Below are 18,005 nucleotides of genomic sequence, written 5' to 3' on the forward strand. Positions count from 1 at the left end.
ATTTTATCGACAAATGAGGTGCTTACCAAAGGCATATCACATTTTCTTCACATAAGCTCTTCCTCTGCATTCAGGGTGAACGCTCGCCGTTCATCCTGTTTTCTATTTTCTGCATTTCTGTGGTACGATGAGTGTATACATACGAAACAATTTCATAAGGAGGAACCCTCATGCATTGTGAAGAGAATTGCATCTTTTGTAAAATTATCGCCGGCGATATCCCGTCCGCAAAGGTGTATGAAGATGAGCATGTACTGGCTTTTCTTGATATCAGCCAAGTGACTAAGGGTCATACGCTTGTCATTCCAAAAACACATATTGAAAATGTGTATGAGTTTACCGACGAATTAGCAAAACAATATTTTCACGCTGTTCCGAAAATCGCCCGCGCTATTCGGGATGAATTCGAACCGATCGGCTTAAATACGCTGAATAATAACGGCGAAAAAGCCGGACAATCTGTTTTCCATTACCATATGCATATTATCCCGCGCTACGGAAAAGGAGACGGATTCGGAGCGGTTTGGAAAACACACGCTGAAGACTACAAACCGGAGGATCTGCAGAGCATCTCTTCCTCTATCGCGAAACGCCTGGCCTCATCATAAGATGAGGTTATTTTATTTGTGAACATTTCGCAAACACCTGTCAATTTCTTTTGATTATTCTAATTTTTTATCAAAAAACTGAATTTTTGTGATAGGATAATTGTATTATTTTATACATTAACGTGGAAAACAGGGAGAGGATCATGATGGAACGTACAACGAATTTTAACGCAGGTCCTGCAGCGCTGCCATTGGAAGTTCTGCAAAAAGCACAGAACGAATTTATTGATTTTAACAACTCCGGCATGTCTGTTATGGAGCTTTCCCACCGCAGCAAAGAGTATGAAGCGGTGCACCAAAAAGCGAAAAGCCTTTTAATCGAACTGATGGGCATCCCGGAAGATTACGATATTTTGTTTCTTCAAGGCGGGGCAAGCCTTCAATTCTCAATGCTTCCGATGAACTTTTTAACACCTGAAAAAACCGCGCATTTTGTGATGACCGGGGCTTGGTCCGAAAAAGCCCTCGCTGAAGCAAAGCTGTTTGGGAACACCTCTGTGACAGCTACAAGTGAAGCAGACAATTACAGCTTTATTCCTGAAGTTGACCTTACAGATATAAAAGACGGCGCGTATGTACATATCACGTCCAACAATACGATTTTCGGCACACAGTGGCAGGATTTCCCGAATTCCCCAATCCCGCTCGTCGCCGACATGTCCAGCGATATTCTAAGCAGAAAAATCGACGTGTCCAAGTTTGACGTGATCTACGGAGGCGCCCAAAAGAACCTTGGCCCTTCCGGTGTGACTGTTGTCATCATGAAAAAAACGTGGCTAGAAAAAGAAAATGCGAACGTTCCAAAAATCCTGACGTATTCAACGCATGTCAAAGCGGATTCACTTTACAACACGCCGCCGACATTTGCGATTTACATGCTGAGCCTTGTTTTGGAATGGCTGAAAGAAAACGGCGGTGTAGAAGCTGCTGAACAGCGTAATGAACAAAAAGCGCAGGTTCTCTACAGCTGTATTGATGAAAGCAACGGATTCTATAAAGGGCATGCCAGAAAGGACAGCCGCTCACGCATGAATGTTACCTTCACGCTTCGTAAAGACGAATTAACGAAAACTTTCGTTCAGGAAGCAAAAGAAGCAAAAATGATCGGCCTCGGCGGACACCGTTCAGTAGGAGGCTGCCGCGCTTCCATTTATAATGCTGTGTCCCTAGAAGACTGTGAAAAATTAGCTGCGTTCATGAAGAAATTCCAGCAGGAAAATGAGTAAAAGGTCTGGCTATGCAAACCGTTCGTTTGGTATACTGTTTGCATAATACATTCTTTAAGCCTTCGCAATAAATGACGAGCATATTATTGGAGGGCAAAAAGCTTAGCAGAGGAGAGCATAGATATGAAAACAAAAGAGTTAGTTATTATGGCTCTGTTTGCCGCAATCGGCGCAGCGCTTCATTCCATTATTCCGCCTTTTTTAGGCGGCATGAAACCAGATATGATGTTAGTCATGATGTTCCTGGGCGTCCTTCTGTTCCCGCGGGTGCAAAATGTACTCACTATCGGGATTGTCACCGGAATCATTTCCGCGCTTACAACCGCATTTCCAGCCGGACAGATTCCCAACATCATCGATAAACCCGTGTCCGCGTTTTTGTTCTTCACCCTGTTTCTCTTGTGCAGAAAGAGCCAGAAAACAGGTGCAGCCGCTGTGCTGACAGCGATCGGGACCATCTTATCGGGAATTGTTTTTTTATCATCAGCTTTTTTGATTGTCGGTTTGCCTGGCGGTTTTGCCGCATTGTTCGCGGCTGTTGTTCTGCCGGCCGCTGTACTGAATACAATCGCACTGATCGTGATTTATCCGATAGTACAATCCATTTTAAGACGTTCGAGCTTTATGGAAGCTGCTGAATAATTGTCACCCAAAACCTCTTCCGCTTCCGGGAGAGGTTTTTTTCGACAGAGAGTCCGCAGCACGTCAGCATGTTTTAAGCAAAGAGTTTTGTGAAAAAGATAAGACATAGTGTAAAGGCGGTTCCGGTTGAACAAACGAGCGCTTTCTGCCGGATGACCTTCTTGGGCGGATAAGAAGCAGCCTGGCTGAGGAGTCTGAGATAGTAAACAGCGCCCGAAGCGAAGGCAAGGGTGATGCAGGATAACACAATCGTAAAGACAGACAACCTTCTCCCTCCTTTTCACTTAAAAAATATGCTAAAATAAAGCAAGCTATGTATAGAAGTTCAAGCTTTCAACAAAAATGAAACATACTGAATGAATCCTATTTCCAAGAAAAAGACGGGGTGATTGTAATGGCGGACGGACGTTCTCTGCTAACAGGACTATTCGTAGGCGGCATTATCGGAGGGGCAGCAGTTCTTCTTACTGCACCTTCTTCAGGAGCGCAGCTGCGTGAAAAAATGAAAACCAATTATGATTCTTTCGAGGAAACAATCAAACGCTTAAAATCGGACGGGCTTGCGTTAAAAGACCAACTGATCAAAGCGGCAAAAGAAAGCACAGATGTCATTAAAGATGTGAGCGGCGAGCTCCAAACGTCAATTAAAAAATGGCAGGAAGAGATCAAACCTCATCAGCAGGATCTGCAAAAAGAAATCGCTGATATTGAAGAAAAGATCAAACAGCTGGAGAAAACCTTACAAAACTAATATCCTATTCAAAAGAAAAAAATGCGGGCCAAAATGGGCCCCGCATTTTTTTTTTGCCTAAAAAGCCTCTCATAGCAATGGATGGAGAATTTATTAAAAAATTCTTACATTTTCATCTTTATTAATCTTTATTTTATTGGCATAATAGAGAAAAAGAAAAAGAGAAGCAGGTGACGTAATGAATCGAGTGGAACCGCCCTATGATGTGAAAGAGGCTCTGGTCTTTACCCAGAAAATGGCTCAGCTTAGCAAGGCTCTTTGGAAATCGATCGAGAAGGATTGGCAGCAATGGCTTAAACCGTATGACCTGAATATTAATGAGCATCATATTTTATGGATTGCGTACCAATTGAATGGAGCTTCCATTTCTGAAATCGCGAAATTCGGCGTCATGCACGTATCAACCGCATTCAACTTTTCAAAAAAGCTGGAAGAGAGAGGATATTTAAGGTTCTCCAAACGGCTGAATGATAAACGGAACACATACGTCCAATTGACTGAGGAAGGAACTGAGGTATTCTGGAGCTTGCTTGAGGAATTTGATCCGACTCGCAACGCGGTTTTTAAAGGGTCACAGCCACTTTATCATTTATTCGGAAAATTCCCTGAAGTGGCAGAACTGATGTGTATGATACGCCATATCTACGGCGATGATTTTATGGAAATTTTCGAAACGTCACTCACCAATATTGACCATGACTTTGAAAGCGAAAACGGAAAACTGAAGAAAAAAGCAAAGGACAGTGCTGCGGATGAACCGGCAGAAGAGCTCGAACCTGTAAACAGTTAATCAAAGTGCTTCATGATGCCGATAAAGACTTCCATCAGCTCTTGATAAAGCCCCTGCTCGTACAGGGCAAAAATCGTTTCATGAACATCTAATTTTTCATTCAGCTGTCCGGCAAAAAGCGCAAGGAGCTTATCGAAGGTTACAAACCCTTGCGCTTTTTGTGCTGCCAGCTCTTCTGACAATTCAACGCATATCCTTAACACCTCTTCCCCTTCTTCCCTGCTCAGCCCTTTGTCAATGAGAAGCGCATAGAAAGGGTACCTGTCCATATCTACTGTTTTCACTAATAATTGTATGTAATATTCTAATCGCTCAATGCGATGATCCATCGAATCCATCCACACCACTTCTTTCTATCTTTAATCTTATTTTAGCTGATAATTCACTGAGAAGAAAGTTCTAACCCTATATTTCGCTGTTTGTTTGCCTATTTCAAAAAAATACCTTCCGGATGATTTTTTTTCTTAAAAAAGCATTGATTTTTTCTCATAGGAGGAGTAAATTATTTTGAGATTCTATTCAAGATGTATGGAAGGATGACTTTAATGAATTGCTGGAAGACCATAAATCTCATGAAGGATTATGGCGCCGTTCGCCTCATACTAATTGCTGTATGTTTTATGATTTTTGTTTTTATATCGACCTTTTTAGCATTTGAGCTGCTTCGCCCCGGCACCAGCTTAAGCGATGAATATGTAGCTTTATTCGGCGGTTTGCTCGTCGTTATTTTATTTGTACATAAAGTCATCCATGTCCTGCCGATCATCTGCAAAAAAAGAAAATTAGATAAAAAGTTTACCATCTTGCGCATGCCCGCATGGAAACGGATACCAAAAACGACAATGCTGATTTCACTCGTAAGCCCGTTCTTGCTGATAACGCCTGTATTGTTTTACGCCGCGCTGGCTTTTCCGAATCACGCTCATTATTTCTGTATGATTTCGGGCATCCATGCCGGCTACTGTCTGCCTGATTTCTTGCTGGCCCTCAAGCTCATACAAGCGCCGAAAGCCGCTTTCATTGATCAGGAAGCAGATGGCTTGGATATTCTTGTTGAAAAGTAGCCAAACCTTGTCGCTAGCGGCGATTTTTCAATTTGCATTCTATCTTTTTTAATAAATATTTGGTAATGTAATATGGGACAGTTCAGAGAGAGGGGGAATCTCCCATCATTTTATTCTATTTTATCGTGGCTGCCGTGTTTATTTTATATTTCATAAACAGGCTCACCAATACATTATGCCTTGTCAGAGAGATTCCTGAAGAACGGCAGGATAAGGTATTCCGTTTTATCAATATATCTATATTAATTTTACTGATCTCTTCATTCGTCGAGATCTCCTTTACTGTGTAATTATGTATGAAAAAAAGCATAGCTGCTGATTTTGCAGCTATGCTTTTTATTTTGATTAGTACAGCCAAGAAGCGCCGATGATAATCAATAAAATAAATAACACAACCAATAAAGCGAAACCGCCTGCAAATACTTCACCCATCTTAAAAAGCACCTCCTGTAAAAAGCTTTATTTTCCAATTACATCTTATGCAATTCACGATTGAAACGATTAGGCGCTAGGAAAATAAAGGATCGCTTATCTTGCAAGCGATCCCTGGGCTGCTTAGTAGATGTATGCTGCACCTACGATGATAAGCAAAATGAACAGTACGACAAGCAATGCGAAACCGTTAGAGTATCCTCCGCTCATGTTACATACCTCCTTTTCTTGATCAATATATAAGTATGCCGTCAGCAAAAGTTTGACTAGACGAATGCCCGTTATTTAAAATCTTTTTACAGGTAGCTACAATGTGTTATGATACGCTTAGGTAATTTAATTTGGAATGATTAGGAGTGTTTGAAAACAATGAAAAAAATCACAATAGCAGCTATCACCGCGACAAGCATCCTCGCTCTCAGTGCTTGCAGCGGCGGCGACAAAGAAGTCATCGCAAAAACAGACGCAGGCGATGTAACGAAAGGCGAGCTCTACACAAATATGAAGAAAACAGCTGGTGCAAGCGTCCTGACACAGCTGGTGCAAGAAAAAGTATTAGACGAGAAATATAAAGTAACAGATAAAGAAATTGACAAAAAGCTGAAAGAATACAAAACACAGCTTGGCGATCAATATACTGCTCTTGAAGAACAATATGGAAAGAATTACCTTAAAGAGCAGGTAAAATATGAATTGCTTACACAAAAAGCGGCTAAAGATAAAATCAAAGTAACAGATGCTGATACGAAAGAGTACTGGGAAGGCTTAAAAGACAAAATCCGCGCAAGCCACATCCTAGTCGCTGATAAAAAGACAGCTGAAGAAGTAGAGAAAAAGCTGAAAAAAGGCGAGAAATTTGAAGACCTTGCAAAAGAATATTCTACAGACACTGCTTCATCTTCTCAAGGCGGCGACCTTGGCTGGTTCGCAAAAGATGGTATGGTGGAAGAATTCAGCAAAGCTGCATTTAAACTAAAAACAGATGAAGTCAGTGATCCTGTCAAATCACAATACGGCTATCACATTATTAAAAAGACAGAAGAACGCGGCAAATACGATGACATGAAAAAAGAACTGAAATCTGAAGTTCTTGAACAAAAGCTAAATGACAACGCAGCCGTTCAGGAAGCTGTTCAAAAAGTCATGAAGAAAGCTGACATTGAAGTAAAAGATAAAGATCTGAAAGACACATTTAAAACATCTTCAGAAAGCGACAGCACTTCTAGTTCTAAATAATAAAAAAAGCTGTGCAGACTCATTGAGCTGCACAGCTTTTTTATGCGATGGAATGGTTTTGATTTTCGTCTTCAGTCTGCTGAGAACTGCGGCGCTCTCTCTCCTTTTCCATCCTCTCCATATATATCTGCCCTTCTTTTTCAATAAAGGACTGATCTGCTTTTTCTTCCTCTTTGGCTGCCGCCACAAGTTTATATGCACTGAAAATGATGCCTACAATACAAAGATACACCCACCACGGAAAAAATAACACGGGCTTCTCCCCCTTTTGCATAGATTCTTTATTCTTAAATCTATGCGGGAATGAGACGAGTTATGAGCGGCAAACGCGCATAAAAAAGGACTGACCTGAATGATTCAGCATCAGTCCTTTTTGGTTATTTATGAAAAGTCGGTTTGTAAAAGGAACGGTTTTCCAGCGCGAATACACGTTCAGTGTACTCACCCGGCTTCACGCGCTCGAGCGCTCTGTCCATCATATTCATTTTTGCATCCAGGTTGTCTATATAGTGCAGGATTTCCGCTTCTTTCACCATCGGCGGTTTCGGGCTGCCCCATTCCGCTTTGCCGTGGTGGCTCAAAATCAAGTGCTGAAGAATTAACACCTCTTCAGAATCGATTTGAAGCTCCTCAGCCGCTTTTGACAGCTCTGTGACCATAATCGAAATATGGCCGAGCAAATTGCCTTCGACCGTATACGACGTGGAAACAGGGCCGGACAGCTCTTTCACTTTTCCGAGATCATGCAGGATCACGCCGGCATAGAGCAGATCACGGTCAAGAGACGGATATAAATCCGCAATCGATTTCGCCAGATTCAGCATCGAGACAACATGATACGCTAAACCTGAAACAAACTCATGGTGGTTTTTCGTAGCCGCTGGATAATCCATAAACTCTGCTTCGTGTTTTTTGACTAAAAACCTTGTGATCCGCTGGATATTCGGATTTTTCATTTCAAATATATATTGAGTGATGGTATCCATCATTTCATTTTTCGGAATCGGCGCGGTTTCTAAAAAATCATCAATACTGACGTTTTCATGCTCGCCCGCCGGCCTGATATTTCTCAGCTTCAGCTGGGTGCGCCCGCGGTAATGGTGGACATCCCCCACGACCTTCACAATCGTCTGCGGCGCATAGGTCACTTCGTCACTTTGCTTGGCATCCCACAGCTTCGCTTCAATATCGCCTGACTGATCTTGCAGCATCAGCGTTAAAAACGGTTTCCCGTTGCTGGCAATCCCTTTCGTCAAGGATTTAATCAATAGATATTGGTCCACCTGTTCGCCAACCTCATGTAGCATAATCCCTTTAGCCATTCTATTAAAGCTCCCTCCGTATCTTACATAATATCAGTATATCACATACCGATTGACAGCTATAGAACCTCTTTTATAGCCCCAAATCAATGATTTGGCTGCTTTGAAACGCATTCTTTACATGCTCATGGCATGTAAAATACAAAATTTGCCTTCCTCCTATAGATAAATCATATAAAACATCTACTACACGTTTGAGCCTTTCCTGATCAAAATGAACAAAGCTGTCATCAAGCTGGAACGGGAGCATTGCCTCATCCTGACGCGTAACCGCCAAAGCAAATCGGATCGCTGTATACAATTGCTCACACGTTCCCTGCGACAGCTCTTCCGCATGATAGACAGTGCCATCACTATGCGTGACCATCATGGAATCATCGGTTTCAGAAAAATAGATCGTTCGGTAGCTTCCGTCAGTCAGCGGTCGGACAAATTCTCCCGCCGTCTCCAGAAGGCGCGGGAGCTCGACTTTTTTATGCCGCTCCAATTTGTTTCGGATCACTTGTTTGATCATTTGGATTGAAGACCATTTTTTAGCTGTGTCTTTCACACGTTCTTTTTGCATTTCCATTTGCAGCTTGAGATCTGAAACCAATCCTGAGGCCTCTAATTGTTCTTGTTTAACGAAGAGCATTGCGGCCTGACTGCGAAGCTGCTCGATCTCTTCAGTCAGCTGCGCTGTTCTTTCACTCTCAATGATTTGCTTGCTTTTCAATTCAGAAAGTGTATGGGAAGCCGCCAGTTCAAGCTCCTCCGGGTGTCCGCCTTGAAGCTGCGCGTTTACGTGATGGAGCTTGTTCTCTGTCTCCTTCAATTGCCTGCTGATATCAGCTAAAGCACAAAACTCATTTCTGTCTTTCGCACCCGCCGCGGAAAATAACTGTTCGATCCGCGTTTGAAAATACTGTGTTTCTTGTTCAAGCTCCAGCAGCTGCTCCCTTGCATAATGACTATCTGTTTCCATTCCCTTTTTCTGCTTCTCAATTTCTTTTTCACGTTCAACATTGTTCCGCAATGTATGTAGAGCGTCCGAGATGGAGATATGCTCACTTTGATCAGCAGGAAGAAGCTTATTGACCCGCTCCTCAAAGATTCGACGGTGCTTTTTCAGCCTGCCTGCTTCAATTGTCAGCTCATGCTTTTTCTTCACTTCTTTTTTGACATCCTTCATCAAATTGTATGCATCAAGCAAAAAAGACGGATCTTCCTTGAATCTGAGCTCCTTCATAAAACGCTCGACCTGAGCAAAGGACGGGGCCATATCGGCTTCCCACTGTTCAAACTGCTGGATAACCCTTTCATAAGCCGCCTCTTTTTGCTGGAGCACTGCCCGCTGTGTGATGAGATGCTGTTTATTTCGGTCATCCTCCCATAACGCTTCTCTAAGCGCTTCGGCTTCTGCCGGCGGCATATCCGTCATTGGCTGTCCATTCTCCCGGCTGTTTCGGGAAGACGTTGTTTGTTTACCTGATACAAGCCAATACGCAATAAGTGCAGCGCCGATGCAGATGGCGGGAATCCATTGCTGCAGCAGCAGAAAGAGAACAATGAACAACATACCAGCTGCCATGACAGTCTTTTTTTGTTTTACCTGCTGCCTTTCAACATACTTCAGCTGTTCTCGCAGTTTCGCTTGCTCCTGATGATGCCCCTGTGCTTCATCATATGCTTTTAGGGCGGCTTCTTTCTCTTTTCTATCGCTGTTTTCTAGGATGGCGGATGAAGCGGCATGAACGGCCTTTTCCGCATCCTCCAGCTCTTGGCGGGCAAGCTCAAACGTCTCATCAAGCTGCCGTTTTCTGTCTCTTGCCTGCACATATTGCTGCACCGCCTGCTGAAGCTGCCATTCATAGTCATATGACGTGTTCATATTCAGAAGCTCATTTTCATCCGTTTGATTGAGCTGTTCCAGTCCGGCCGCTGTCTGTGCGGACGACTGGCGCAGCTGTGCCTGAATGGCGGCGAGCTGTTCTCCGTAGGATTGATACAGATGGAACGCTGCCGAAAGTTCTTGTATCAGCGCTTCTTTCGCCAACATTTCTTGATCTGGGTTAAGCTTTTGCATCTGTTTGTCCAGTTCCGCCATCTTCACCCGAAGCGCCTCAAGCTGCGCGGATTTCGGGTGAAGGTGGGATTCATATTTTTCCAGCTGATGCAGTCCGTCAGCAGGAAATTGTCCTGCCTGCTCCGGATATTGTGCCATCGCCTGTTCGAGAGCCGCTTTTTCAGCTAGCAACGGTTTCAGCTCAACCGCTCCCTCAATGGTTCGGATATGTCCTGCCGCTTCTTTCAATTCGGTTTCTGCAGCTGCAAGACGGGATTCGAGCGTTCTTTTTTTCTCAAGGAGCTGATGATAGCCCGCTTCCTCTGCTTCAGCCTGTTTTAGCTTCGCTGCCAGCTGCTTAAGCGTTTCCAGCTCCTGATTTAATTGGGGATTCCGCCCGTTTGGTTTATAGAGCCTTTCGCTTTCCTTTGTCAGCTTTGAATCAAGCTTCGATACGGCTTCAGCGCCAAACAAGCTGGAAAACAGCAAAAACTCCCCAATCTTGTCCCGATTAAAAGCGTGAATTTCCTGCAGCCCGAATACATCAAACGAATAAATGGCTTTGTACAGCGCCCTGTCCGTGCCTTGAAACAGCTGCTTTAAAACATCTCCCTGCTTCACTTCGCCCTTTTCTGTGTACACTCTTAGCTTTTCGGCGGTCCCTTTCGTCCTTTCGATCTTCAACAGCCCAAATTCTGGATGTTCAGCTTCAAGAAAACCACCGTAGACACCGCCTGTTTTCGGTTCATATTTTTTCGTTTTCGGAAAACCAAACAGCATGCTTTCAATAAATGACATGATCGTCGTTTTTCCTGCCTCATTTAATCCGTAGATTAATTGGACAGGTGAGGCGGAAAAGTGAAAGGTGCGGTTGGAAAATTTCCCGTATTGGTAGATATGTAAAGATTTAATTCGCAAAGCGTTCACCGCCTCATGTTTCAAGCACCTTAAGCTGTCTTTTCAATAAAATCTGTGCCTGCTCTTTTATTTCCTTTACCTCCTCTTGGCTAAACCGGTCCGCATGCCTTCTATACACAGGATGCCGCTCAAGCCCTTCCAGCACAGCTGACAGATCGCCGCGGTCAATATCTGCAAATAAACCGCCAAAAAAAGGATCAAGGTTTGTAAGGTTTGTTTCATGTTCTGTTTCGTCTTCCAATGAGAACGGCCAAATGAAGTGTTCCTCCTCGGCCTCTTGCTCCTGAAACGCTTCAAGAAGCTCATCCAAAGTGCCTCTTGGCGCCTCCAGCAGCCATTGCGGCGCGGTCCCTTGCAATACAAGCCTGACACAAACAGGGCTGCCCTTTGTCCGCAGCTTCGAAAACGCGTCTTCAACCATTTGGAAAAGGACGGTCATATTCTTGGCCTCCGTCACATCAACTGCCGCTTTTTCCCACAGGACATCGTGCGCTTTCTGAAAGTCATACGATATGTCTCCGTTTGCCACACGAACGAGATAATAGCCTTTATCCCCGGTCTCCTTCATATGGCGTGCTTGCGTGTTTCCCGGATAGATGACCGCGGGGTGCTCGGCAGAAAGAATCTGGCGTTTATGAATATGGCCAAGCGCCCAATAATCCATTCCGCTCTTCACGAGATCGTCATGTGTAAACGGGCAATACGGATCATGTCCTTCAGCTCCTGATAGCGTACCGTGAAGCATACCGATATGAAAAGGCGCGTCAGTCGACCTCCGATAGCGGGCGGCTTGGTTTTCCGTCACGGCTCTTTCCTGATAACTAAAGCCGTAAATGCTCGCTAAGCGCCTGCCTTCTTTATAAAACGATTTTTCTTCAGGAACAGCCGACGAAAAGATGTGGACATTCTCAGGCCATTCAATCGGCGTCCACTCCCCGCCCAGATGATCGTGGTTCCCAAAGATCACATAAACTGAAATCCCGCTTTCTCTCAGTCTCTCAAACTGTTTCTTCAAAAAGAGCTGCGCCTTTAAGCTTCGATTGGCTTCATCAAACAAATCCCCCGCAAGCAAAATGAAATCAACGTTTTCTCTCACTGCGGCGTCCATGATATGTCTCACGCTTGCAAACGTGCTTTCTTTAATCCGGGCAAAAATCGGTTCCGGCAGATGCGATATTCCGTAAAACGGGCTGTCGAGATGAAGATCTGCCGCATGAATAAAGGTTAGATCAGTCAACATTCTGCTCCTTTCCAGGATGAAGTACCCTTATTTTAGCACCGAATTCTTACGAATGCACGTTCTGTCAAAAAAGAAACAGCCTGAGGATTCCCAGGCTGTTTTTCAATCAATTTTTCGCTAAACGAAGCGCTTGTTTGATTGCTTTGAATGCGCTTGAATTGCTGTAAACCAACACACCGCCTTTGTAAATTCTGGCGCCGATGACGGCCAGTATGACGATGGTAAGCAATGTGATTCCAATTCCAGTAGCTGCCTGCCAAAACGGAATATCAAGCATCCCAACGCGCAAAAACATAATCATTGGCGTAAAGAAAGGAATAAACGAGGTTACCGTAATAAATCCTGCGTCAGGTGTACTCAAGCCAAACATCGCGATCATAAAACCGGCGACAACCAAAAGCGTCATCGGCGTGATCGTTTGCTGCACGTCCTCTATTCTGCTGACGACACTGCCAAGAAATGCGGCGAGTGTCGCGTATAAAAAGTATCCGAGCAAAAAGAAAATCACAGCATAGACGACAGTGGTTGCGGAAACGTCGGTCAGATTAAGAAAACCGCCGACAGATGAAGCTGTTTCACCCGTTTTGTTCAGCTTAAGCGACAGAGAGCCGACAGCAATAATGACAGCAAGCTGCGTGATTCCGACAAGCCCGATGCCAAGCAGCTTTGCAAACATCTGCTGGATCGGCGGCATGCTTGAGATCAATATTTCCATGACGCGCGAGGATTTTTCGGTTGCGACCTCCATCGCAATCATGCTGGCATACATAATGACTGAGAAATAAATGACAAACAGCATAATGTAAACAAGCCCTACTGTCTGGCCAAGCTCTTCCTCAGACTTCGCCCCTTCTTTCAGTACCTCCTGCCCGACAGCAACAGGCGCATAAAGGCTGCTGATCGTTTCCTGCGAAACGCCGAGCTCCGCTGTTCCGACAGCTGTTTTGGTTTGCGTCAGCGCCTGCTGCAACGTTTGATACGTGCTATCATCAGAAATCGTTAACGCTTTATACGTTCCTGAAATGGCCCCTTTTTCATCTCGTTTGATGATCAGCATGCCATCAAGCGTTTCATCTTTGACTTGCTTTGTGACCTCGTCAGCGGATTGCTTCGACTGCTTCACATCAAGATCACCGTTTGTATCCACCGCTTTCAGCTGCCTCGAGAAAATTGGATATAATTCGTTTGTTTCATCAACAACAGCGATTTTTTCTTTCGCATCATCACCTTGAAAAGAAGAAATGATCGACTCCAGATTCGTTACAACTAATACAAGCAGTACCGTAATGACAGTCGAGATAATAAAAGATTTTGACATTATCTTATTTTTATATGTATGAGAAAGCATGATCCAAAATTTATTCATAGACAGCCCCCACCTTTTCTATAAAAATATCATGCAGTGACGGCTCTTCAAGCTCAAACTTTCTGATAAACCCTTTTCCTTGGAGCATGGCAAAGATCTCTTGAGACATGTCTTCATTAGCGATCTGCAGCTTGACGCCGCCAGCCGTTTCCTTCCATTGGAGAATGCCTTCATGAGACTGCAAAAAACGCAGATCGTCATCGGAGTGAATGGTAACATTCTTTTTTCCGAAGGAACGCTTGATCTCCTTCAGTTTGCCTTGCACAACCGGCCTTCCTTTCTGCAGGATGCAAAGGTTCTCACAAAGCTCCTCCACATGCTCCATCCGGTGGCTGGAAAATAAAATAGAAACACCGCTGTTTTTCAGAGAAATCACAGCCTCTTTTAACAGCTCAACATTGACAGGGTCCAGACCGCTGAACGGTTCATCAAGAATCAATAGCTCCGGCTTATGCAAAACAGCCGAAATGAATTGGATTTTTTGCTGGTTTCCCTTCGAAAGCTCTTCCACCTTCTTGTTCTCGTAATCTGTTATATTGAATCGTTCAAGCCATGTGCCAAGCTCTCTAACAGCCTCCTGCTTCTCCATTCCTTTTAATCTGGCAAGGTAGACAAGCTGATCCTTTACCTTCATTTTCGGATAAAGGCCCCGTTCTTCCGGCAAATAACCGATTTTGTTGCTGATATTGTAATTCACAGGACGGCCTTTCCAGCTGATTGAGCCCTCCGTAATGCTTAATAAACCAAGAATCATGCGAAACGTCGTCGTTTTACCCGCTCCGTTTGCGCCTAGAAGACCGAACATTTGCTGTTCCGGAATGTCTAAGTTCAGTCCGTCAACAGCTTTATCAGCTCCAAATGTCTTTGTTACGTGATCAATCTTAAGCACCGTATCTCCTCCTTCCTTGACCCATTATATACTAGTTTTGGATCAAATTTAATAAAGGATTTTCATTTCCTTATTAGAATATAAATGTAGATAGATTGATAAACCTTAAAATGGAGGGGAGACCTGATGGCTGATTATTTCCTTACAGCTTTTGATCCTTCTGGGGAAATACTGATGAACGAGCAGTTCGAGGCGGAAAATGAGGAAGCGGCTAAATGGCGTGGTGAAGCCTTGTTGAAAGAAAAAGACCTTTACAGTCATACCCATCGTGTGGTCAATGCAGCCGGAAAGCTGATTTTGTTTCAAAGATGATCAGCTTTCCGGCTGATCTGTTACGTTTGAAACCTCGGCTCTCGTTTTTCCAAAAAGGCACGGATTCCTTCCTGATGATCCTTGGTTCTTCTCATTTTCTCTTGAGCGCTGCGTTCAAGGGCAAGCACCATTTTCAGTTCTTCACGCTGGAGGCTTTGAAAAATCGCTTTCGTTTCGATCATCGCCAATAAAGGTGAGGCCAACAGGGTTTCGATAAATGGTCTTGCACCTTCCGCAGGGTCTCCGGCAAATGTTCCGTCAAGGAGCCCCATATCGGCGGCTTCCGCGGCGGAACATTTTTTCCCGCTCCAAATCAGCTTTTTCGCCTTCGCTTCCCCTATTCTTTTCTTCAGCAAATAATGCCCTCCGCCGTCTGGAACAAGCCCAATGCCGATAAAATTCATCGCGAGAACGGCGTTTTTTTCCGCGAGCACAATATCAGCGCAGAGCGCCAAACTCAAGCCCAGTCCCGCAGCAGCGCCGTGAATAGCTGCAATTGTCACTTTCTTCATCTGATATAACGACAGCGTGACAGCTTCAATCGTATCCATCAGCCGCTTAAATTGATCAGGGTCATGCTCTGATGTCATCATCCGGATATCTCCGCCGGCCGAAAAACCTTTTCCGCTTCCTCTCAGAAGGACGATGAACGCCTCACTTTCAGCCGCCTTTTCAACCGCCTCTTTCAGTTCAGACAGCATCTGTTCATTCAAGGCATGGTGGGCATCAGGGCGATTCAGGATAATCTCCGCAACGGCTCCATTCACTTCATACTGAATAAACTCCATATGAAACACCTCCATGTATGCGTTTGCTTTTTTCTTTCTCTTATATACATTCCCCGCCATCCTCAAATAAACCTTTTTATTTTTCAAGATCAATAGATACTGAAAAACGCATATTATTTGAGTGGAAACATAAAGTTTTATATAGTGAAAGAAAGGATATGAGTATGAGAAAAGGAGGAGGGGAAGCATGGATAAATTGATAGTCAGTTTACTGTTAAGTTTATTTGTGGTGTACTTTCCCCCTTCGGACGTGGTTCTGCCTTCCCAGCTTGAAGAAACCACCGACAGCTATGTGCCTATGTCCTCATATCCTCAGGAAACTCAGTCGGCCAAAACGCCTTCGCCGGGCAGCCTGTCCATTGCAGAGCTGAACAAAGAGTACAGTCCGCTGGCGCATTCTATCAGGCAGCTGTCTGTGAAGCCTCTTGACGAACCGCTGATAAACAGGCTGGAAAAGGTTTGCGCCGTCCCTGTCAAATACCAGTCTAATTACCTCCGAATATAAATGATCAAGTTTTGTTTGTAACAGACCCACTTGGCCAACACTACATTCGGAGGGATTTTCATTGAATATTAAAGAAAACGATCTGCCGGGCATCGGCAAAAAATTTGAAATCGAAACGAGAAGCCACGAAAAGATGACCATTATCATTCACGATGACGGAAGAAGAGAAATTTATCGCTTTCATGACCGCGACCCGGATGAGCTTCTTTCCAATATCTCATTGGATGATTCTGAAGCAAGGCAAGTTGCCGCTATTCTAGGTGGCATGGTCTATAAACCGCAAACACTGGAGTCCATCGAAATGGCTTTCAGCGATCTCATTATTGAATGGTTTAAAGTCGAAAAAGGCGCCAAATCGATCGGACGCACACTCGGGGAGCTTGATATCCGCCAGAATTGCGATGTCACTGTCATCGCCATCATCAAGCACAGCCAGGAAAAGCTTTTGCACCCCGGAGCCGATTCGGTTATTGAAGAAAATGACACCCTTGTCCTCTCAGGTGAAAGAAAGCATCTGAAGAAGCTGATTCACGATTTTCTTTCTGGAGAGGGCGTGTGAACGGCCGATGGACCATCTTATATTTGAAGTCGGGACAGCGCTTGTGCTTGTGGCGATTGCCAGTGTGATCGCCAATAAAATTAAATTTTCGATTATTCCGTTTCTGATTGTGCTGGGCATGCTGCTTGGACCGCATGCGCCCAAAGCGGGGATTATTGACCTTACATTTATAGAAAGCAGTGAAATCATCGCGTTTTTCGGGCGAATGGGCGTGCTGTTCCTGCTGTTCTATCTCGGACTCGAATTCTCCGTCGGAAAGTTGGTTAAGTCGGGAAAATCAATCGCGGTCGGCGGAACGATTTATATCTTGATCAATTTCAGCCTCGGACTGCTTTACGGGTTTATCACCGGGTTCTCTTTTCTGGAAGTCCTCGTCCTCGCAGGCGTTATTACGATCTCATCAAGTGCGATTGTCGCAAAAGTGCTCGTCGATTTAAAAAGAACGGCCAATCCGGAAACCGAGCTGATCCTCGGCATCATTATGTTTGAAGATATCTTCCTTGCCGTATATTTGTCCGTTGTTTCCGGCCTTGTGTTAGGTGATGCGACATCAGTCGGGAGTGCGCTCTTGTCCATTTTGATCGCCTTTGGTTATATGCTGCTGTTTTTTATCGCAGCAAGAAAGCTCCCGCCGCTGTTGAATAAACTGTTGGACATTCGCTCAAACGAAGTGTTTATTATCGTCATTTTCGCCGCGCTCTTTTTTATCGCCGGGTTTTCAGAGACGATTCATGTAGCGGAAGCGATCGGCGCGCTGCTGCTCGGATTGGTTTTTTCGGAAACAGAGCATTCTGATCGAATTGAGCATCTTGTCGTTCCGTTTCGTGACTTCTTCGGCGCGATGTTCTTTTTCAGCTTCGGCCTCAGCATTGACCCGTTTTCGCTTGGTGACGCGGTTTGGCTTGCATTGGGTGCAGTGATTCTGACCATTCTCGGAAACTTTATCGCCGGAATGGTTGCCGGACGACGCGCAGGGCTTTCTCATAAGGCTTCGTCCAATATCGGACTGACGATCGTATCACGGGGAGAGTTTTCGATTATCGTTGCGAACCTCGGGATAGCCGGCGGCCTGTCAGCCACATTAAAGCCGTTTGCCGCCTTATATGTCCTCATTCTGGCGATTTTGGGACCGCTTTTAACAAAGGAATCAAAACGAATCTACCGCCTGCTGAACAAAGTATTTAAATGGAAGCCCGATGTTCAGCCTGCAAGAAAACGGGGATAAAAAAAGCAGCACTGTGATCAGTGCTGTCTTCAGATTGTAGACAAAGTCCTAAAACGGTTTTTGTTTTAGGACTTTGTCACCTTTTCAG

23 protein-coding genes are annotated in these 18,005 nt (G+C 44.5%); 12 read left to right on the forward strand and 11 right to left on the reverse strand.

Annotated features, from left to right (window positions below; genetic code table 11):
• Positions 1-170 precede the first annotated feature (170 nt).
• The 3 genes from BV11031_RS13055 to BV11031_RS13065 all read left to right on the forward strand — a co-directional run bounded on the left by BV11031_RS13055 (position 171) and on the right by BV11031_RS13065 (position 2,476).
• A complete protein-coding gene (locus BV11031_RS13055) occupies positions 171-608 on the forward strand; it encodes an HIT family protein (RefSeq protein WP_010329252.1) in 438 nt (145 codons plus the stop codon).
• Between the two features lie 146 nt (positions 609-754).
• Positions 755-1,834 (forward strand): phosphoserine transaminase, encoded by a 1,080-nt coding sequence (serC, locus tag BV11031_RS13060; protein WP_010329251.1) that lies wholly within the window; start codon positions 755-757, stop codon positions 1,832-1,834.
• 123 nt (positions 1,835-1,957) lie between these two features.
• Positions 1,958-2,476, forward strand: coding sequence for a tryptophan transporter (locus tag BV11031_RS13065; RefSeq protein ID WP_010329250.1), 519 nt, complete (start codon positions 1,958-1,960; stop codon positions 2,474-2,476).
• A gap of 73 nt (positions 2,477-2,549) precedes the next feature.
• Here BV11031_RS13065 and yhzF read toward each other — a convergent pair whose 3' ends face one another.
• Positions 2,550-2,741, reverse strand: a complete 192-nt coding sequence (yhzF, locus tag BV11031_RS13070) for a membrane protein YhzF (RefSeq protein ID WP_010329249.1) — start codon at positions 2,739-2,741, stop codon at positions 2,550-2,552.
• 129 nt (positions 2,742-2,870) lie between these two features.
• Here yhzF and BV11031_RS13075 point away from each other — a divergent pair, with 129 nt between their 5' ends.
• Both BV11031_RS13075 and BV11031_RS13080 read left to right on the forward strand, forming a co-directional pair.
• The gene (locus tag BV11031_RS13075; protein WP_010329248.1) at positions 2,871-3,227 is read left to right on the forward strand and encodes a YtxH domain-containing protein; all 357 of its coding nucleotides are present in this window, start codon (positions 2,871-2,873) and stop codon (positions 3,225-3,227) included.
• A gap of 178 nt (positions 3,228-3,405) precedes the next feature.
• Positions 3,406-4,017, forward strand: a complete 612-nt coding sequence (locus tag BV11031_RS13080) for an HTH-type transcriptional regulator Hpr (protein ID WP_010329247.1) — start codon at positions 3,406-3,408, stop codon at positions 4,015-4,017.
• On the opposite strand, the gene BV11031_RS13085 is transcribed toward BV11031_RS13080, so the two are convergent.
• Complete coding sequence (locus tag BV11031_RS13085; RefSeq protein ID WP_010329246.1) at positions 4,014-4,355, reverse strand: YhaI family protein; 342 nt, start codon at positions 4,353-4,355, stop codon at positions 4,014-4,016. The two genes, BV11031_RS13080 and BV11031_RS13085, sit on opposite strands and share 4 nt — an antisense overlap.
• A 207-nt stretch (positions 4,356-4,562) precedes the next feature.
• Here BV11031_RS13085 and BV11031_RS13090 point away from each other — a divergent pair, with 207 nt between their 5' ends.
• Together BV11031_RS13090 and BV11031_RS13095 are read left to right on the forward strand one after the other, a co-directional pair.
• Positions 4,563-5,081, forward strand: coding sequence for a DUF3267 domain-containing protein (locus tag BV11031_RS13090; protein ID WP_010329245.1), 519 nt, complete (start codon positions 4,563-4,565; stop codon positions 5,079-5,081).
• Between the two features lie 107 nt (positions 5,082-5,188).
• Positions 5,189-5,371, forward strand: coding sequence for a hypothetical protein (locus BV11031_RS13095; RefSeq protein ID WP_082022485.1), 183 nt, complete (start codon positions 5,189-5,191; stop codon positions 5,369-5,371).
• Positions 5,372-5,426: 55 nt separating this feature from the next.
• Here the strand turns inward: BV11031_RS13095 and yhzE2 are convergent, their stop codons facing one another.
• Both yhzE2 and yhzE1 read right to left on the reverse strand, forming a co-directional pair.
• A complete protein-coding gene (gene yhzE2, locus BV11031_RS13100; RefSeq protein ID WP_003155248.1) occupies positions 5,427-5,513 on the reverse strand; it encodes a sporulation protein YhzE2 in 87 nt (28 codons plus the stop codon).
• Between the two features lie 123 nt (positions 5,514-5,636).
• Complete coding sequence (gene yhzE1, locus BV11031_RS13105; RefSeq protein ID WP_003327753.1) at positions 5,637-5,723, reverse strand: sporulation protein YhzE1; 87 nt, start codon at positions 5,721-5,723, stop codon at positions 5,637-5,639.
• 159 nt (positions 5,724-5,882) lie between these two features.
• Here yhzE1 and BV11031_RS13110 point away from each other — a divergent pair, with 159 nt between their 5' ends.
• A complete protein-coding gene (locus tag BV11031_RS13110; protein WP_010329244.1) occupies positions 5,883-6,749 on the forward strand; it encodes a peptidylprolyl isomerase PrsA in 867 nt (288 codons plus the stop codon).
• A 40-nt stretch (positions 6,750-6,789) separates the two neighbouring features.
• On the opposite strand, the gene yhaL is transcribed toward BV11031_RS13110, so the two are convergent.
• The 6 genes from yhaL to BV11031_RS13140 all read right to left on the reverse strand — a co-directional run bounded on the left by yhaL (position 6,790) and on the right by BV11031_RS13140 (position 14,528).
• A complete protein-coding gene (yhaL, locus tag BV11031_RS13115) occupies positions 6,790-7,002 on the reverse strand; it encodes a sporulation protein YhaL (RefSeq protein ID WP_010329243.1) in 213 nt (70 codons plus the stop codon).
• A gap of 124 nt (positions 7,003-7,126) precedes the next feature.
• Entirely contained in the window at positions 7,127-8,071 is a 945-nt protein-coding gene (yhaM, locus tag BV11031_RS13120; RefSeq protein ID WP_010329242.1) for a 3'-5' exoribonuclease YhaM, read from the reverse strand.
• Positions 8,072-8,144: 73 nt separating this feature from the next.
• Positions 8,145-11,042: an ATP-binding protein gene (locus tag BV11031_RS13125; protein WP_082246332.1), complete on the reverse strand. Its 2,898-nt coding sequence runs from the start codon at positions 11,040-11,042 to the stop codon at positions 8,145-8,147.
• Positions 11,043-11,046: 4 nt separating this feature from the next.
• Positions 11,047-12,273 (reverse strand): metallophosphoesterase family protein, encoded by a 1,227-nt coding sequence (locus tag BV11031_RS13130; RefSeq protein ID WP_026014475.1) that lies wholly within the window; start codon positions 12,271-12,273, stop codon positions 11,047-11,049.
• Between the two features lie 106 nt (positions 12,274-12,379).
• Positions 12,380-13,639 (reverse strand): ABC transporter permease, encoded by a 1,260-nt coding sequence (locus tag BV11031_RS13135; protein ID WP_010329239.1) that lies wholly within the window; start codon positions 13,637-13,639, stop codon positions 12,380-12,382.
• Complete coding sequence (locus BV11031_RS13140; protein ID WP_010329238.1) at positions 13,632-14,528, reverse strand: ABC transporter ATP-binding protein; 897 nt, start codon at positions 14,526-14,528, stop codon at positions 13,632-13,634. Before BV11031_RS13140 ends, BV11031_RS13135 begins: the two co-directional genes overlap by 8 nt.
• Before the next feature lie 126 nt (positions 14,529-14,654).
• On the opposite strand from BV11031_RS13140, the gene BV11031_RS13145 reads away from it, so the two are divergent.
• On the forward strand, positions 14,655-14,840 hold the full coding sequence (locus BV11031_RS13145) for a YhzD family protein (RefSeq protein WP_010329237.1): 186 nt from the start codon (positions 14,655-14,657) through the stop codon (positions 14,838-14,840).
• A gap of 20 nt (positions 14,841-14,860) precedes the next feature.
• Here BV11031_RS13145 and BV11031_RS13150 read toward each other — a convergent pair whose 3' ends face one another.
• Positions 14,861-15,628 (reverse strand): enoyl-CoA hydratase, encoded by a 768-nt coding sequence (locus BV11031_RS13150; protein WP_010329236.1) that lies wholly within the window; start codon positions 15,626-15,628, stop codon positions 14,861-14,863.
• Positions 15,629-15,815: 187 nt separating this feature from the next.
• On the opposite strand from BV11031_RS13150, the gene BV11031_RS13155 reads away from it, so the two are divergent.
• The 3 genes from BV11031_RS13155 to khtU all read left to right on the forward strand — a co-directional run bounded on the left by BV11031_RS13155 (position 15,816) and on the right by khtU (position 17,917).
• On the forward strand, positions 15,816-16,133 hold the full coding sequence (locus BV11031_RS13155; RefSeq protein ID WP_010329235.1) for a hypothetical protein: 318 nt from the start codon (positions 15,816-15,818) through the stop codon (positions 16,131-16,133).
• A 61-nt stretch (positions 16,134-16,194) separates the two neighbouring features.
• Positions 16,195-16,692, forward strand: coding sequence for a K(+)/H(+) antiporter subunit KhtT (gene khtT / locus BV11031_RS13160; RefSeq protein WP_010329234.1), 498 nt, complete (start codon positions 16,195-16,197; stop codon positions 16,690-16,692).
• 7 nt (positions 16,693-16,699) lie between these two features.
• Positions 16,700-17,917, forward strand: a complete 1,218-nt coding sequence (gene khtU, locus BV11031_RS13165; protein ID WP_010329233.1) for a K(+)/H(+) antiporter subunit KhtU — start codon at positions 16,700-16,702, stop codon at positions 17,915-17,917.
• Positions 17,918-18,005: the final 88 nt, after the last annotated feature.

The organism is Bacillus vallismortis, assembly GCF_004116955.1.
Taxonomy (GTDB): Bacteria; Bacillota; Bacilli; order Bacillales; family Bacillaceae; genus Bacillus; species Bacillus vallismortis.

Excerpts from the sequence above, each read along its gene's own strand:
- BV11031_RS13080 (WP_010329247.1), top strand. The coding sequence starts at position 3,406 with ATGAATCGAGTGGAACCGCCCTATGATGTGAAAGAGGCTCTGGTCTTT.
- BV11031_RS13155 (WP_010329235.1), top strand. The coding sequence starts at position 15,816 with ATGGATAAATTGATAGTCAGTTTACTGTTAAGTTTATTTGTGGTGTAC.
- serC (WP_010329251.1), top strand. The coding sequence starts at position 755 with ATGGAACGTACAACGAATTTTAACGCAGGTCCTGCAGCGCTGCCATTG.
- BV11031_RS13145 (WP_010329237.1), top strand. The coding sequence starts at position 14,655 with ATGGCTGATTATTTCCTTACAGCTTTTGATCCTTCTGGGGAAATACTG.
- yhzE2 (WP_003155248.1), bottom strand. The coding sequence starts at position 5,513 with ATGGGTGAAGTATTTGCAGGCGGTTTCGCTTTATTGGTTGTGTTATTT.
- BV11031_RS13090 (WP_010329245.1), top strand. The coding sequence starts at position 4,563 with ATGAATTGCTGGAAGACCATAAATCTCATGAAGGATTATGGCGCCGTT.
- BV11031_RS13055 (WP_010329252.1), top strand. The coding sequence starts at position 171 with ATGCATTGTGAAGAGAATTGCATCTTTTGTAAAATTATCGCCGGCGAT.
- BV11031_RS13135 (WP_010329239.1), bottom strand. The coding sequence starts at position 13,639 with ATGAATAAATTTTGGATCATGCTTTCTCATACATATAAAAATAAGATA.
- yhzE1 (WP_003327753.1), bottom strand. The coding sequence starts at position 5,723 with ATGAGCGGAGGATACTCTAACGGTTTCGCATTGCTTGTCGTACTGTTC.
- BV11031_RS13075 (WP_010329248.1), top strand. The coding sequence starts at position 2,871 with ATGGCGGACGGACGTTCTCTGCTAACAGGACTATTCGTAGGCGGCATT.
- khtU (WP_010329233.1), top strand. The coding sequence starts at position 16,700 with ATGGACCATCTTATATTTGAAGTCGGGACAGCGCTTGTGCTTGTGGCG.
- BV11031_RS13130 (WP_026014475.1), bottom strand. The coding sequence starts at position 12,273 with ATGTTGACTGATCTAACCTTTATTCATGCGGCAGATCTTCATCTCGAC.
- BV11031_RS13065 (WP_010329250.1), top strand. The coding sequence starts at position 1,958 with ATGAAAACAAAAGAGTTAGTTATTATGGCTCTGTTTGCCGCAATCGGC.
- BV11031_RS13150 (WP_010329236.1), bottom strand. The coding sequence starts at position 15,628 with ATGGAGTTTATTCAGTATGAAGTGAATGGAGCCGTTGCGGAGATTATC.
- BV11031_RS13110 (WP_010329244.1), top strand. The coding sequence starts at position 5,883 with ATGAAAAAAATCACAATAGCAGCTATCACCGCGACAAGCATCCTCGCT.
- yhaM (WP_010329242.1), bottom strand. The coding sequence starts at position 8,071 with ATGGCTAAAGGGATTATGCTACATGAGGTTGGCGAACAGGTGGACCAA.
- BV11031_RS13085 (WP_010329246.1), bottom strand. The coding sequence starts at position 4,355 with ATGGATTCGATGGATCATCGCATTGAGCGATTAGAATATTACATACAA.